This is a genomic window from Sulfurimonas sp. (assembly GCF_041583195.1).
Lineage (GTDB): Bacteria > Campylobacterota > Campylobacteria > Campylobacterales > Sulfurimonadaceae > Sulfurimonas.
This window is the reverse complement of sequence record NZ_JBFHGL010000007.1, coordinates 62,506-78,030: the sequence shown is the minus strand read 5'-3', so window position 1 is coordinate 78,030 and position 15,525 is coordinate 62,506. Positions and strand designations below refer to the sequence as shown.

Sequence of the window (15,525 nt, the reverse complement as noted above, 5' to 3'; positions counted from 1 at the left end):
TTTTATCTAAAGAATGATTAAATTTATCTATGAAGTTAGAAAAAGCGCGATCTCATCACTCAAAAGATAGTCATGGTTATAAAATATGTCATTTTTAAGTATAAGTTTTTTTTCATCTACTAGTATTTTTGCACGTGAGAGTTCATGTTCATCTAAAATATTTTTATTTACACCCACAATCGATCTTAAACCTAAAAATATTTTCTCTATTTTTATATCATCTTCACTCAAAGTTTCTGTTTGGATATCTAGCGGATTTTTTATGTATGATTCTATATCGCTTGAAGGATAAAATCTTTTGTTGTCTTTTTTTCCCACAGCTCCACAACCAAGACCTATATAATCTTTGTATTCCCAATAACCCAAATTATGTTTGCTTTTATAAGTTCCGAAATTACTGATCTCGTATTGATCAAAGCCGTATTTTTTAATCTCATTAAACAGCCAAGATGTCAGTTCAAGATCCTCTTTTGACATTTGCGGTTTAGTCTCAAAAGCAGTACCTTCTTCAATAGTCAGTGCATAAGCACTAAGATGATCAATTGGTAGCTTAAAAGCTTCATCTATATCGTTTTGTAAAAGCTCTTTTGAATCACCATCGGTTGCATAGATTAGATCAAGTGAGATATGCTCAAAGCCTATCTCTTTTGCCATTATGATAGCTTCTTTGGCTTGCTTTGAATTATGTGCACGGTTTAGAAGTTTTAGTTTTTCATCACTAAAACTCTGAACTCCAAAACTAAGTCTATTAACACCAAGAAACATCATTCCCTCAAGCCACTCATATGTTGCTGAATTTGGATTGGCTTCACTTGTTATTTCAGCATCTTTAGCAAGATATGGTTTTATTTTTTCAAATAGTGGTGTATAAAGTTTAGGACTTATAGTTGAAGGTGTACCGCCACCTATAAAAAGTGTTTTTATAGAGTTCTTTTTGGTATTAAATCTTTTAAATTCATATTCAAGTTGTACCAAAAGTGCATCCATATATTCCTTTTTTAAATAGTACTTGTCAACATAGGAATTAAAGGCGCAGTAAGAGCATTTTGAATCGCAAAACGGGATATGTATATAGAGCATAGATAGCATTATATCTTGTTTTTATGATAAAATATGAATAAAAAGTTAAGGGGATTGATGTCTGTAAGTAGTTTACATAAAAGTCTTGCTATGCAGGACCAAAAAAATTCTCTTATTGATAAGAATGTGTTTACTTGTATATTAGACGCAAAGGGAAATATAATTGATATTTCAAAAGCTTTTTTGGATTTTTTAGACTATAAAGATAAAGAGATAAGAAATCAAAAATATAGTTTTTTAATAAGTAAATATGATAATGATGAGCTTATTAATGAAATAAAAACTACACTAAAAAGCGGTTTTACTTTTAATGGGGAAATAAAAAGTAAAAAGAAAAATAGCGAAGTTTTTTGGGCAAAAATAGTTATTAGCCCTCTTTATGATGAGCAAAGAAGAAAAGTTGCTTATATGTGTATTTTAAATGACACTACACCGCAGAAGAAGCTTCAAGAGTTGTCTATTACAGATCAGCTAACAGGATTTTATAACAGAAATTATTTTGACGTATATATCAAAAAAGAGTTGTTTCGTGCGATAAAATCAAAACAGATTTTTTCTATAGTTTTATTTGATATTGACTGCTTAGAACTATATAACACTACATATGGTGTTATGGCAGGTGATAAAGCTATAAAAAGAGTTGCTTATGCTTTAAAAAACAACAAGTACGTTAAGACAAACCCTGTTTTTAGGTTTAGGGGTGAAGAGTTTGCAATAATAGTGACAAATCAAAATGCAGGTTATCTAAGGGCACTTGTAGATAGCGTTTATGAGTCTATAAAAATATTAAACATAGAACACGATTCTAGTGACGTGTCTGATGTTTTAACTATATCTGGTGGTGCTGTAAGCATAGATACAGTGCTTCAAAATGTTAGCTCTTCAGAGGTAGTAGATATAGCAGAATACAACCTTGAAAAAGCTAAGAAAAATGGAAAAAATCAAGTTGTTTTTGATGTAGAGAATTTAGACAACAAAAAGAAAAACAAGTCTGATAATTCGATATCTATACTTCCAAACCGTGAGGTGTTGATCAACGATCTTATAAAAATTGAAAAACGTTCTATGATCATACTTCTTAGATTAAATCATATAAATTTATTAAAAACCGTATATGGAATTAACGGAGTAAGTGAGATAGTAGCATCAAAAGTGGACGAACTTCAAAGTATTTTGCTTGATCGTGATGCCACTCTTTATAGTCTGAATCTTCAAGAATTCGCAATAGTAGTTACAAATGAGAAGCTTTTTGATAAGTATCTTTCTTTAATTAGATATTCTGTTTTAGAAGATACGATGATTATATCATCTTCATTTGATGAGAGCGATGCGCCTATAGTTACTTTTACTGCAGGCATTGCGTATGGTATAAAAAATATTTTACATAATGCAGATGTAGTTTTACAAGAAGCACTTCTTAGAAAAGTAAGCTTTTTAGAATATATAGATACTCTTGATGCCGTATCTAAAGAGGTAGATTCTATAAATAGAATGAAGGTTTATAAAAAAGCTTTAATAGACGGTTCTATAGAGCCTTATTTTCAACCAATAGTAGATAGTGAAACTGGTGGAATCATAAAGTATGAAGCGCTGGCTAGAATTATAAGTGATGATGAGGTTATATCTCCGTACTATTTTTTAGAATCATCTCGTGAAGATAAATCTTTTGAAGCATTCTCCCGTCAGATGATGCAAAAAGTGTTTAACATTTATTCTAAAAATAATATAAATGTTACTATAAATGTAACCTATGAAAACCTGGTATCTAAAGATATGATAAAGTATATAAAAAACAGACTTGACAAATACGGCGGAAGCGGTGTAACTTTTGAAATATTAGAGTCTGAAGAGATTAAAGACTATAAAGTTGTAGAAGAGTTTATTTTAATGGTAAAAGAATATGGATGTAATATATCTATTGATGACTTTGGCTCCGGATATTCGAACTTTACAAATGTACTTTTATTAAATATAGACTATATAAAGCTTGATGGTTCTTTGATAGAAAAACTAAATACAGATGAAAATGTTTTGAATGTCGTAAAATCAATTCTTAATTTTGCAAAAGGTGCAAAAATGAAAACGATAGCGGAATTTGTAAGTACAAAAGATATAGCAGACAAAGTTAAAGAACTTGGTATAGATTTTTCTCAAGGTTACTATTATTCTGAGCCAAAAAGTCCGGCAGAACTTGGTTTATTATATGACCAAATATAGTATATAAATTTTATAATATAGTTTTAATTGCTTTTTTTGTATAATCCCCTAAAAAATAAAGCGCATATATATGAGTAAAAAAGATTTATATCGTCCCAATGTAGCTATGATAGTTGTATCTAATAACTATCCTGACAAAAAAGAGATTTTTATAGCTCAAAGAAATGACTTGTCTGATGTTTGGCAGTTCCCTCAAGGTGGAATTGATGAAGGTGAAGAGGTAAAAGAAGCACTTTTTCGTGAACTAGAAGAAGAGATCGGAACTGACGAGGTGAAGATCATAGCTGAATATCCTGAGTGGTTAAGATACGATTTCCCTGAAAAGATTGCCAAAAACATGAAGCCATGGATAGGGCAGAAACAAAGATATTTTTTAGTCAAGCTAAAGAAAAAAGCTCGTATCGATATAAATACAAAGCACCCTGAATTTAGCGACTATAAATTCGTAGGTGTTGATGATGTACTTGGTCTTAGTGCATCATTTAAAAAAGATGTATATGAGAAAGTTATTAAATATTTTAAAGATGAGGACTATTTGTAGATGTTAATAGTACAAAAATTTGGCGGAACTAGTGTTGGTGACTTAGACAGAATCCAAAACGTAGCCAACCGTGTTGCAAAAACTAAAGATGAGGGTCATGACGTAGTAGTTGTAGTTTCAGCTATGAGTGGTGAGACAAATAAACTTGTAGGTTATGCAGAACATTTCTCACAAAACCCTAGTAAACCGGAAATGGATATGCTTTTAAGTTCAGGTGAGCGTGTAACTGCATCACTACTTTCAATTGCACTTCAAGAGATGGGTTATAAAGCGTGTGCGATGACTGGTAGAAAAGCTGGGATTTTAACAGATAACCTACATACAAAAGCACGTATTGAAGAGATAGATCCTGCTGTAATGAATACAAGTCTTAAAGAAGGAAAAATTGTAGTTGTTGCAGGTTTTCAGGGTGTAAATGAAAACGGTGATGTAACTACACTGGGACGTGGTGGAAGTGATCTTTCAGCCGTAGCAATAGCAGGTGCACTTGAAGCTGATCTTTGTGAAATTTATACCGATGTAAGCGGTATTTTTACAACTGATCCAAGAATTGAACCAAAAGCTAAAAAGCTTGAAAAGATATCTTATGATGAGATGTTGGAACTTGCATCACTTGGTGCAAAAGTTCTTCAAAACCGTTCAGTTGAACTAGCAAAAAAATTAAATGTAAATCTTGTAACAAGAACAAGCTTCTCAGATGAAGAGGGAACTTTAATAACTAAGGAAGAAAATATTATGGAAAAACCATTAGTAAGTGGAATAGCTTTAGATAAAAATCAAGCTCGTATATCTTTAATAGGTGTAAGTGACAGACCAGGTATCGCTTCAGATATATTTACAAAACTAGCTAAGGCTGAAGTAAATGTAGATATGATTATTCAAAACCGTGCACACGGTGAGATAACAAACATTGACTTTACAGTTCCAAAAGGTGATCTTTTAGATGCAAAAGAGGTAGTAGCAGAGTTTTTAAAAGAGGGTGACTTAGAAAATGATGTTTATAATGAAAATATCTGTAAAGTTTCAGTTGTAGGTGTTGGTATGAAATCTCACGCTGGTGTGGCTGCAAAAGCATTTCAAACTATGGCTGCTAACAATATAAACATCAACATGATCTCAACTTCAGAGATTAAAATATCTATGGTTATAGATGAAAAATATGCAGAACTTGCTGTTCGTGGTCTTCACGAAGCATATGAGTTAGATAAGTAATCAAATGGAAGAAATCGCAGACTTTGCTCAATGGAGTTTAGATACTATCCGCGCAGAAGGTGCAACTTTTTCGTGGTTAGAAGAGCTTAGATTTGAGTGGACACCTGCTACTGCTTTAGCATTAGAGCAGATCTTAAACGGGAAAACAATAGTTCTTATAACTGATGAAAAAAGAAAGTGGTTACAAGAATATATTTTAAGCTCTATCAATCCGGATAGACTTGAACGTCCGCCTGTACCAATTGTAAGTATAGATTCACTTTATCCTCACTTTAACAATATTAGCGGTGGAGATATGATAGATATCATAGAAGATATGGTAAACATCTCATTAAAAAGGGAGTATTTCTTTTGGTATATAGGAGCTGGAAATAATAAGCGTTCCGATATTGCTAAAAGAAAAGACAATAGCTACTTTTGGATTTTTGATGAAGATTATGCAAACAGTTTTAATCTAAAAAGTTATGACGCACACCTCGATATTAAACTACTTCAAGTTTATCGATTATTTGATCTCTCTTTAAACGGTGCAATGTTTGGAGAGGTAGATGTCACAAGTTAACTCTCATATATTAATATCTACGGATATTAATAAAGAATTTGAAAAGTTTAAACAAGAACTTCAACCAAATAGAGTAATAGGCTTTGTTGAAGATGCTTTTAAACTTGAACATGCAAAAGCAGTTGTAAGAGAAGCTTATATAAGCGAAGAAAAAACTAAGTATTTAATACTAGGTTCAAAGAGTTTTGGAATTGAAGCTCAAAACTCGCTTTTAAAACTTTTAGAAGAACCGCCTAGAAATATAGAATTTATAATTATCTCACCTACAAAATCAAACCTCTTACCTACTGTTCGTTCACGTTTACCTGTAATAAGTGGTGAGATCTCTCATGAGAGTATAAACTTTGATATGAACTTATCCAAATTAGATTACGGAGAAGTATTTACATTTCTAAAAACAAATGCAAGAATCTCCAAAATGGAAGCAAAAGAGCTTGTACAAGCAATATATCACAGAGCTACGGTAATTGATAAGCTTATATTAAATGAATCGCAGCTAAATAATTTTGATAAGGCTTATAGGTTATTAGAGCTTAATTCAAGACCACAAAGTGTTCTTTCACTTTTATTAATGGGATTTATTCATGCATCTTGAGAAACTAAACAGTAATACGAATATAAAAAAACTACTTAGCGAAATAGGTGTTGATTCAGGCGGTGTAAATATATTATCTGCAAAATCACAAATGAATATCATATATATAAAAGATCTTCATGTCGGTGCTGCAAATATATTAAAACAAGATGCTCTAAGTGCAGGGGCTGATCTAGCAGTACCTCGTGGTACTGTTCTAGCAAAAACACCAACAGTTGATTGTCTGCTAATAGCAACAACAAGACAGCTGCAAACACTGGCAAAAAAAGAGTTGGCTCAACCGTTTGGTTTAAAAGAATTGGCAAAAAAATTATCGGATATTATTAATATTAATAAGCCAAAAAATGTAGAGATAATGGGTGTTATCAATGCAAATGATGACAGCTTTTTTAAAAGCAGCCGTTTTAGTGAAAGTGATGCACTTAGTAGAATTGAGAAGATGATAGAAGACGGTGCTTCAAGTATAGATATAGGTGCTGTTAGTTCTGCACCGAATTCTAAGGTAGTAAGTGTAGAAGAGGAACTATCTCGAATAGAAGGAATCTATAAACTCATATATGAGCATAAACTCTATGAACGTGTAAAGTTCAGTGCGGACACTTATGAGCCTGAAGTTGTAAAAAGAGCTTTAGATTCTGGGTTTAAAATAATCAATGATATTACAGGCCTTGCAAATGATGAGGTATGTAGACTTGTTGCTGGTTATGATGCTCAGGCTATAATTATGCATATGCAAGGCAATCCTCAAACTATGCAGGCAAATCCTGTATACGATGATCTTCTAGATGAAGTGTATAATTTTTTCCAAGAGAGAATAGAAAAAGCACAGAGCTTTGGAGTAAAAGATATAGTTTTAGATGTAGGGATAGGTTTTGGAAAAACATTACAGCACAACATATCTTTGATTAAAAACCTCGGTCACTTTTTGAGTTTAGATAAGCCATTGCTAGTTGGAGCTTCAAGAAAATCTATGATCGATAAGATATACCCTTGTGAAATAGCAGAGCGTTTACCTGGTACTTTAGAGATTCATATGGAGTCAGTTAGAAACGGAGCCGAAGTTATAAGAGTTCACGATGTAAAAGAGCATGCACAGGCTTTAGCTGTGCATAAGGCTCTAAACGCTTAGTCAGCGCTTGGTTTAGGAGTGCTTGCAGTACGTGCTGGAAGCTCAGGGTATAAAACGTTTGGTTTTTTACCAGTTAAAGATTTTAAGAAAGTTACAATTGATTCTGCCTCAGCATCAGTAATGTCTAATCCAAGTTGGATTCTACCCATCTCAATTACCGCTTCTTTTAGATCCCAGATAGCACCGTTATGAAAATATGGAGCTGTTTCTACGATGTTTCTTAAAGTAGGTACTTTTACCATGCCGTTTGCATCACCTTTAAAATCACCTAGGTTACGGTGTTTGTATTGTGCAGTAACTTCAAAAGCATTCATATCTTGTCCGATTCCTACACCGTTGTGACAAGTTGTACAACCTTTGTCAATAAATGTCTTAAGACCATCTTTTTCAGCTTGACTTAGTGCCGATGCATTACCGTTTAAAAATGCATCAAATCTTGATGGAGTAACAAGTGTACGCTCAAACGTAGCGATAGTGTCAGTTACTTTTTCAAAGTCGATTTTTACATCATCACCGTAAGCTGCTTTGAATTCACCTACATATTGAGGCATAGATGTAACTGTATTTACAACATGCTCTTTTGTAGCTGCCATTTCCGGATGAGCCTGGATAGGTCCCTGCGCTTGTTTTTCTAAGTCAGGATCACGACCATCCCAGAACTGTGCAGAGAAAAATACTGCATTGTAAACAGTTGGAGAGTTTAGGTGATGAGGATTAGCTGTCCATTTATGACCAATTGCAGCACTTACACCATCAGTTCCACCCGTTGCAAGGTTATGACATGTGTTACAGCTGATTAGATTACTTTTTGATAAACGAGGATCGAAATATAGTTTTTTACCAAGTTCAACTTTCATAGCAGTGATTGGATTTTTTGGATTATCAATAAGCTTTTGTAACTCATTTTTATCATTAGGGATTGGTTTTAAACCAGCATCTGTAGCTTGTTTAGCTAATGGAGAGGCCATTAAAAGTGATGCACTAACAACTGTTAAAGCTAATATTTTCATTTTTCTACCTTATGTGTTTTATTTTATTGAATTATAAGGTATCTAGTCTTAAAGGATAATAATTATTTTTTACTAGAATTTACCACTAATCTCTAATAATATGTTATTAAAAAATCTTTGTAATTTAATTTATTTTAATATATCTTTGTAATTTAATTTATTTTAATATATCTTTTTATAATATTAAAAAAATTAATATTTAAAAAAGTTAAATGAAAAACGAAAATTATAAAATTTTAATTGTTGATGATGTGCAGCAAAATGTTTTAATAGTTAAATCTATGCTTGAAAAAGAGGGGTTTAGAACAGAATATGTACATGATGGTATAAGTGCATTAAAACTGGTGGAAAAAGAAAAGTTTGATCTGATACTTTTAGATGTCATGATGCCTAAGATAAATGGTATAGATACATGCAGATATTTAAAAATAGAACCTAACACTGCTTCTATTCCCGTCATATTTATCACAGGAAGTGACGATAAAGAAAGTTTAAAAATAGCCTACGATGCAGGTGGTGTGGATTATATAAAAAAGCCTTTTTTTAAAGAAGAACTCATTGCCAGAGTAAAAACACATTTAAAACTAAAAGATTATGAAAAAAATCTTGAACAAAAAGTTGTGCAAAAAACAAAAGAGAGTATGGAAACTCAGGTAAAGCTTATGTATACGCTTGGTGGAATTGCCGAGGGGCATTCAATTGAAACACAAAAACATGTAAGAAGAGTCGGTGAATTTGCATACAAACTTGGACTATTATACGGTCTAAAAAAGTATGAAGCTATAAGATTAAAACATGCTGCTTATATGCATGACATAGGTAAGCTGAGCATTAGTGATTCAATACTTCATAAAAATGGCATCTTAAATAAAAAAGAACGCAAAGAGATGAACAAGCATGCAAAAGCTGGTGCTGATATGCTTGGAAAAAGTGAACTTCCTTTATTTAAAACAGCATCTATTGTATGTGAGCAGCATCATGAAAAATATGATGGAACAGGATATCCTCATGGTTTAAAAGCTAGTGATATACATATATACGGTCGTATTGTAGCTATTGCAGATGTATTTGATGCACTATTATTTAGACGCTCTTACAAAGAGAGTTGGCATATACAAAAAGTTTTAGATCATTTAAAGGATATGAGAGGGAAACATTTTGATCCTAAATTGATTGATCTGTTTTTTAATAATTTGGAAGATTTTTTGGAAATTTATCAGATTGAATTGGAAAAAGTAAATTTAAAAAGGAAAAAGAAGTTTTTTGGATTGTTTTAATATGGGGAGTTGAGAGAGAGTAAAATTACTCTATCTCAGCGTCGATAACATCATCGTCATCTTTCTTTTTAGCTTGATCAGCAGCACCTTGAGCTTGCTCACCACCAGCTTGTTGTTTGTACATCTCTTCAGTTACTTTGTGGCTAGCTTCTGTAAGTGCTTTAACTTTCTCTTCGATTTGCTCTTTAGTAGCATTTTCATCTTTTAGAACATCTTTAAGTTCAGTTATTGCAGTCTCAATTTTAGCTTTCTCTTCAGCATCAACTTTGTCACCCATATCAGTCATAGTTTTTTCAACTTGAGCGATAAGTGCATCTGCTTGGTTTTTAAGATCAACTAATGCTTTTCTCTCTTCATCAGCAGCTTTATTCTCTTCTGCATCTTGAACCATTTTGTTGATCTCTTCTTCACTTAATCCAGATGAACCGCTGATTGTGATAGACTGAGATTTTCCAGTACCTTTATCAGTTGAACTTACAGTTAAGATACCATTTGCATCGATATCAAATGTAACTTCGATCTGTGGAACACCACGTGGAGCTGCAGGGATATCACCAAGTTCAAATAAACCTAATGATTTATTGTCTTTTGCAAACTCACGCTCACCTTGAACAACTGAGATTGAAACAGCTGGTTGGTTGTCTTCAGCAGTTGAGAAAACTTGAGATTTTTTAACTGGGATAGTTGTACCTTTTTCAATAATTTTAGTAGCAACACCACCTAAAGTCTCAATACCAAGTGATAATGGAGTAACGTCTAGTAAAAGAACGTCTTTAACATCACCACGTAAAACACCACCTTGAATAGCAGCACCAGCAGCAACAACTTCGTCAGGGTTTACACCTTTGTTAAGTTTTTTACCACCGAAGAATTTAGATACAGCTTCTTGAGCAGCAGGTACACGAGTAGAACCACCAACCATGATGATCTCTTTGATCTCATCGTTACTTAGATCAGCTTCACTCATAGCAGTTTTAATATGAGAGATAGTCTCATCAATTAAAGATGCAATCATACCTTCAAACTTAGCACGAGTTAGTTTTACAACTAAGTGTTGTGGACCAGCTTCTGTCATAGTGATAAACGGTAAGTTGATCTCAGTTTCAGTAGAAGAACTTAACTCTTTTTTAGCATTTTCAGCAGCGTCTTTTAGACGTTGAAGTGCCATTTTGTCATTTTTAAGCTCAATACCGTGAGAGTTTTTGAACTCAGCATTTAAGAAGTCAACGATTTTATTATCGAAGTCGTCACCACCTAGGAATGCGTTACCATCAGTTGAAAGAACTTCAAAAGTTCCATCAGAGATCTCTAATGTTGTAACGTCGAATGTACCACCACCAAGGTCGTATACTAATACGTTTTCTTCACTTTTAGATTCTAAACCATAAGCTAGTGCAGATGCAGTTGGCTCATTGATAATACGTAGTACGTTAAGACCAGCGATAGTACCTGCATCTTTAGTAGCTTTACGTTGTGCATCATTGAAATATGCAGGAACTGTAATAACTGCATCAGTTACAGTTGAACCGATATAGTTTTCAGCATCTTCTTTTAGTTTAGAAAGAATTTTAGCCGAGATCTCTTGAGGAGTGTAAACTGTACCAGCAACGTCAACTGCAGCCATACCGTCTTTATCTACGATGTTGTATGTTACTTTATCATGTGCCTCTTTAGCATTTTCCTCATTCATCATAAGACCCATAATTCTTTTAATAGAAGTGATAGTCTTCTCAGGGTTTGTGATAGCTTGACGTTTTGCAGGATCACCAACTAGTGTTTCACCTTTATCTGTAAATGCTACAACTGAAGGAGTTGTGTTTTTACCCTCTGCATTTGGGATAACTTTAGCTTCACCACCTTCATAAACAGCTACACAAGAGTTTGTTGTTCCTAAATCTATACCTATTACTTTACTCATTTTATATCCTTTTAGTTTTTATTTTTAAAATTTGTTTATATAACGGAGAAATTTTACCGTTATATGAAAATCAGTTCTGCCACTTAAGTGGCACATCTTAATTTGCTACTACAACCATCGCTTCACGAAGCGGACGATTTTTATACTTGTAACCTGTTTGGAAAGTTTGAACAATTTGTCCACTTTCAACTTCATCAGAATCCATACTCTGGATTGCATTATGGATGTTAGGATCAAACGGTTCATCATGAGCAACAATTGTCACACCATGTTTTTCAAGTTGAGTCAAAAATTGTTTATGTGTTAACTCGATACCCTCTTTTAATTTATCAAAAAGTTCAGCTTTATCGGCATCGCTCTCAACTGATTTCATAGCACCGTCAAGTGCATCCATAACAGGAATCATATCTTTTGCAAATTTTTCGTTTGCATATTCCACAGCTGTATATTTTTCACGCTCAAGTCTTTTTTTGATATTTTCAAAATCGGCATGAACACGTGCATAAGTGTCTTTAAGTTCTGCTAGTTCTTTTTGAACAGCTTCAAGTTCACTCATTGGAGCATCTTCAGAAGCCTCTAGCTCTTCAGATGTTTCTTCATTTTCTTGAGATTCTTGTTGAATCTCTTCTTCTTTTATTTCTTCTTTAGACATAATTGTTAAATTGCTCCTTATTCAAAAGATAACAACATTATGACATATGAGTGTAACAATGTCAAGTTCAATCTAAATAAGATAATTCAATCTAATTGAGTCTATATGACTAAAGTATCTAAAACCCTCATATTTTAAGGACTTTGTTCCTTCGTATCAAACTTATCTACAAATAAAAGCATTACAGGAAGTATCAGTAGATCTGTAACTAAGGAGATACTAATAAGTATAGCACTATAGAGTCCGATGAGTTGTAATGATTGTATTTGAGAGAAGTATAGTGATGCAAAAACACTTATTAAAACTACAGAACCTATAAATACAGGTACTGCTGCATAAAAGAAGAGTTTGTCTAAAGTGTGTTTTAGACTTCTTCCAAAGTATCGCAAACGAAAATACTTGTAAGCAAAATGTATAGTTGCATCTGAAGCAAGTCCAACTGATATAGTCATTGCTATAAGCATCTCCAAACTTAATGGAATATTGAAAAGAGTTATAAATAACCCAAACCAAATGATAGGAATAGCATTTGTGGTAAAAGCAACAAATGCCATTTTATAAGAGCGGAAAATCCAAGCTATAATAGTTCCTATAATTAAAAGGGCAAAGAGCAGTGACGAGGCAAGTAATATGGCCTGGTCGTATTTAGCAATACTAAGCAAGGAGTTTTTATCTAAAAAATAAAGCTCCATATTTTTATAATTTTTTAGCCACTCAAGTAATTCGAGTTTATTAATATCAAAAAGATCAACAGTGATATTCAGTGCATTTTCATCAAAATATTTTTCATTAAGATCATATAAGTCCATGTAAAATAAAGCTTGCAAAATAGCCTCTTCATTTATATCTTCAGCTTTAGAAGAAGCTTCATTAAGTTCTTCTATAAGTGAAACTATAGAGTACACTTCACTTACTTCATCTTCAAATTTATTTTGAAGCTCATCAGTAAATTTTTTGACTGAAAGTATAAATTCAGGATCTATTTTTTCGTAAGGTATCTTTAGTTCAATCTGTTCATTTTGTACTTGAAGTGAGAAAAAGTTGTGTGATTTTGATAAAATTGAAAAAACCCCGATTGCAGCAAGCAGATAAGTCCCGGCTAAAAAAATGTATAGAAAATTTTTATTATAATGGAGTTCACTTGATGTTAGCATATAACTTAGTTTTGCATATTGCACATGTGTATGCTCAAGCTTAAAAAAACTTAGAAGTGCAGGTAAAAGTGTAAGGTTAAGTATATAACTGGTAAAAGAAGATATTATTAGACTCAGACTTAAAAGCTTGATTATGTCCGAATCTATAAAAACTAAACTTCCAAGTCCAAGTAGAGTTAAAATAGAGGTCCAAATGGCCGGTGTCATATTTCTGTTTACCATTTTTCTAAGTGCAGTCAGTTTATTTGTACTATATTGAGATACATGCCATCTGTAATAAAAATATAAAAATTCAACAAGTCCAATAGTAACTGTAATAAACGGCATTGTAATATGAATAGTGTATATGTCTGTTAGTAAAATGATCGTTGTAAATGTCAAAATTGTAGATATAGTTAAAAAAATTATAGCGCTTATTGCAGCGATATAATTTCTAAATAGGATTCTAAATAATATAGTTATAATAACTACGAATATTAAAGCAAATATAAACAGTCCATTCCAGTCTATGTCACTTATTTTGTCTAGATAAACAAATTCTCCTGGAATCTTAATACTGGAGAGATCTAATTTTTGCGTTGCATTTATATAGTAGTAAAATGTTTTGAAGTCTTTATCAACAATGTTAGAGTAGCTATTGTGTTCTAGTTTGACCAGCTTTTTTAATTTTAGTGTATCTATTTGATTTGAATTTAATACAACTACCAGACCTGAGGGGTTTTCATTGTTTTTATTACAAACAAAATCGTTGCTAAATAAAGAAGAAACCTTTTGTACACCTTCTACTTCAAGAAGGTTTTTGTGTAACTTTCGCAACTCGCTTAAAGCATTCTCATCAAAGTTTTTTATGCTGACAATAAGTTTAGACTGTCTGTATGTTTGGTAGTTTTGATTTTTCGTCCTTTGGAACTCTGAGGAATCGTTAAGCCAAAAAAGCTCGTCTGAGCTTAGAAATTTTGGTTGTACAAATATTGCACCGGTAATTGCTAATAGTGAAAACATCAAAATGATTAGTTTTCTAAACCTAATGATTGTGTTAATGTATCTGTTGACATTTGGTATATTGTAGTACATATTTATATTCCTATTTTTCTACAATTATAAATGGACGTTTTTTGATATGAAGTTTTTGAGCAACATTTGTTATAGCATTTACTGTAGTTTCTGTTTTTTTAGTTGGTTCAATTAATGTTTTTTTGTCTTTAAGCATAACTTCTAAAAGCAAGTTAATCGGCTCTTTTGCATTATAAATAGAGGCTATTGTATCTGTTGAATGAAGACGAGGTATCTCATAAAGATAGATTGTATATTTATATTTTTCTAACATCTTTGGTTTAGAACTTATCATCGAGATAAATTTTCTAGAGTAAGGACAGAGAGGATCAACAAACACATATACGTTTTGTTTCCCTTCACCATATTCTATACCATATGATTGTATGGAATGTACTAAATTAATACTGTCTTTGTAAGTAAGTTTAGCACTAGCATTGGTATAAGTGAAAATCATAATAAGAAATATAAATAATTTAACCATTCGTAATTATAACTAAAAATTATTACTTGCTAATTACAGGTTTGTCTACTATTTCATCAACTATTTAATTGAATTATTTTTTAGAAATATCAACAAGACACATGCAAAAAGCTATGTTTTCATTTCCTACAAGTTTGATAGCTTCATTTATAGTTGTTCCTGTTGTTACTATATCATCTACTAGAATAATATTATTTAGATTATTGTTTTTATAGCGAAAATCTCTTGGGTTGTTTAAACGAAAAGCTTTTGTTTTACCTGAGTATGTAACTTTGTTTTGAGCGAGCAGTTTATTATGATGAGGTTTAATATTATTAGAACTTAATGCATTATTCAATATTGATGTATGGGAGTAACCGTTTCGTGTGTGATCATCAATTGCTATAGAGTTATACTTCTCTTTTGTATAAAACTCATCTGCAAATTTTTTAAATGAGTTTCGCGCCAGTATATTATATATATGGTATCCCAAATCAGTATGTTTAGTATGTAAAAGATCTTTAATCTCTTCATATTTATAAAAAGATATTACTTCTGTGTTGTTGATTTTTCTTTTGTAGATTCGTGGTTTTAGAAAGTTATTTTGGCAGGAGTTACATATGTGTGTGAAAGATAAGCTCTCACACAACATACATCTCATG

General features: G+C 32.3%; 14 protein-coding genes. 7 read left to right on the top strand and 7 right to left on the bottom strand.

Translation table 11 applies throughout. The features are described from left to right. Positions 1–27: 27 nt before the first annotated feature. The gene (hemW, locus tag ABZA65_RS07880) at positions 28–1,080 is read right to left on the bottom strand and encodes a radical SAM family heme chaperone HemW (protein WP_373072405.1); all 1,053 of its coding nucleotides are present in this window, start codon (positions 1,078–1,080) and stop codon (positions 28–30) included. A 57-nt stretch (positions 1,081–1,137) separates the two neighbouring features. Between hemW and ABZA65_RS07875 the strand changes: the two genes are divergently transcribed. From ABZA65_RS07875 to folP, 6 genes are all read left to right on the top strand, one after another. Further along, positions 1,138–3,297, top strand: a complete 2,160-nt coding sequence (locus ABZA65_RS07875) for an EAL domain-containing protein (RefSeq protein WP_373072403.1) — start codon at positions 1,138–1,140, stop codon at positions 3,295–3,297. Between the two features lie 70 nt (positions 3,298–3,367). After that, complete coding sequence (locus ABZA65_RS07870) at positions 3,368–3,838, top strand: RNA pyrophosphohydrolase (RefSeq protein ID WP_373072401.1); 471 nt, start codon at positions 3,368–3,370, stop codon at positions 3,836–3,838. After that, entirely contained in the window at positions 3,839–5,050 is a 1,212-nt protein-coding gene (locus ABZA65_RS07865; protein ID WP_373072399.1) for an aspartate kinase, read from the top strand. A gap of 4 nt (positions 5,051–5,054) precedes the next feature. Then, a complete protein-coding gene (locus ABZA65_RS07860) occupies positions 5,055–5,612 on the top strand; it encodes a HobA family DNA replication regulator (protein WP_373072397.1) in 558 nt (185 codons plus the stop codon). Then, a complete protein-coding gene (locus tag ABZA65_RS07855; protein WP_373072395.1) occupies positions 5,599–6,207 on the top strand; it encodes a DNA polymerase III subunit delta' in 609 nt (202 codons plus the stop codon). The genes ABZA65_RS07860 and ABZA65_RS07855 overlap by 14 nt, the downstream gene beginning before the upstream one ends. Then, on the top strand, positions 6,197–7,336 hold the full coding sequence (folP, locus tag ABZA65_RS07850) for a dihydropteroate synthase (protein WP_373072393.1): 1,140 nt from the start codon (positions 6,197–6,199) through the stop codon (positions 7,334–7,336). Before ABZA65_RS07855 ends, folP begins: the two co-directional genes overlap by 11 nt. On the opposite strand, the gene ABZA65_RS07845 is transcribed toward folP, so the two are convergent. Further along, positions 7,333–8,346: a cytochrome-c peroxidase gene (locus tag ABZA65_RS07845; RefSeq protein ID WP_373072391.1), complete on the bottom strand. Its 1,014-nt coding sequence runs from the start codon at positions 8,344–8,346 to the stop codon at positions 7,333–7,335. The genes folP and ABZA65_RS07845 overlap by 4 nt on opposite strands. Positions 8,347–8,558: 212 nt before the next feature. On the opposite strand from ABZA65_RS07845, the gene ABZA65_RS07840 reads away from it, so the two are divergent. Next, entirely contained in the window at positions 8,559–9,623 is a 1,065-nt protein-coding gene (locus ABZA65_RS07840) for an HD-GYP domain-containing protein (RefSeq protein WP_373072389.1), read from the top strand. Positions 9,624–9,648: 25 nt separating this feature from the next. Here ABZA65_RS07840 and dnaK read toward each other — a convergent pair whose 3' ends face one another. The 5 genes from dnaK to ABZA65_RS07815 form a co-directional block, all read right to left on the bottom strand. Then, a complete protein-coding gene (dnaK, locus tag ABZA65_RS07835; protein ID WP_373072387.1) occupies positions 9,649–11,541 on the bottom strand; it encodes a molecular chaperone DnaK in 1,893 nt (630 codons plus the stop codon). A gap of 97 nt (positions 11,542–11,638) precedes the next feature. After that, complete coding sequence (gene grpE, locus ABZA65_RS07830; protein WP_373072385.1) at positions 11,639–12,193, bottom strand: nucleotide exchange factor GrpE; 555 nt, start codon at positions 12,191–12,193, stop codon at positions 11,639–11,641. Between the two features lie 134 nt (positions 12,194–12,327). Continuing rightward, positions 12,328–14,421 (bottom strand): hypothetical protein, encoded by a 2,094-nt coding sequence (locus ABZA65_RS07825; protein WP_373072383.1) that lies wholly within the window; start codon positions 14,419–14,421, stop codon positions 12,328–12,330. Between the two features lie 10 nt (positions 14,422–14,431). Then, complete coding sequence (locus tag ABZA65_RS07820; RefSeq protein ID WP_373072381.1) at positions 14,432–14,884, bottom strand: hypothetical protein; 453 nt, start codon at positions 14,882–14,884, stop codon at positions 14,432–14,434. A 73-nt stretch (positions 14,885–14,957) separates the two neighbouring features. Then, a complete protein-coding gene (locus ABZA65_RS07815) occupies positions 14,958–15,524 on the bottom strand; it encodes a ComF family protein (protein WP_373072379.1) in 567 nt (188 codons plus the stop codon). Position 15,525 lies beyond the last annotated feature (1 nt).

Coding starts and splice junctions, on each gene's coding strand:
- hemW (WP_373072405.1), bottom strand. CDS start 1,080: ATGCTCTATATACATATCCCGTTTTGCGATTCAAAATGCTCTTACTGC.
- ABZA65_RS07875 (WP_373072403.1), top strand. CDS start 1,138: ATGTCTGTAAGTAGTTTACATAAAAGTCTTGCTATGCAGGACCAAAAA.
- ABZA65_RS07870 (WP_373072401.1), top strand. CDS start 3,368: ATGAGTAAAAAAGATTTATATCGTCCCAATGTAGCTATGATAGTTGTA.
- ABZA65_RS07865 (WP_373072399.1), top strand. CDS start 3,839: ATGTTAATAGTACAAAAATTTGGCGGAACTAGTGTTGGTGACTTAGAC.
- ABZA65_RS07860 (WP_373072397.1), top strand. CDS start 5,055: ATGGAAGAAATCGCAGACTTTGCTCAATGGAGTTTAGATACTATCCGC.
- ABZA65_RS07855 (WP_373072395.1), top strand. CDS start 5,599: ATGTCACAAGTTAACTCTCATATATTAATATCTACGGATATTAATAAA.
- folP (WP_373072393.1), top strand. CDS start 6,197: ATGCATCTTGAGAAACTAAACAGTAATACGAATATAAAAAAACTACTT.
- ABZA65_RS07845 (WP_373072391.1), bottom strand. CDS start 8,346: ATGAAAATATTAGCTTTAACAGTTGTTAGTGCATCACTTTTAATGGCC.
- ABZA65_RS07840 (WP_373072389.1), top strand. CDS start 8,559: ATGAAAAACGAAAATTATAAAATTTTAATTGTTGATGATGTGCAGCAA.
- dnaK (WP_373072387.1), bottom strand. CDS start 11,541: ATGAGTAAAGTAATAGGTATAGATTTAGGAACAACAAACTCTTGTGTA.
- grpE (WP_373072385.1), bottom strand. CDS start 12,193: ATGTCTAAAGAAGAAATAAAAGAAGAAGAGATTCAACAAGAATCTCAA.
- ABZA65_RS07825 (WP_373072383.1), bottom strand. CDS start 14,421: ATGTACTACAATATACCAAATGTCAACAGATACATTAACACAATCATT.
- ABZA65_RS07820 (WP_373072381.1), bottom strand. CDS start 14,884: ATGGTTAAATTATTTATATTTCTTATTATGATTTTCACTTATACCAAT.
- ABZA65_RS07815 (WP_373072379.1), bottom strand. CDS start 15,524: ATGAGATGTATGTTGTGTGAGAGCTTATCTTTCACACACATATGTAAC.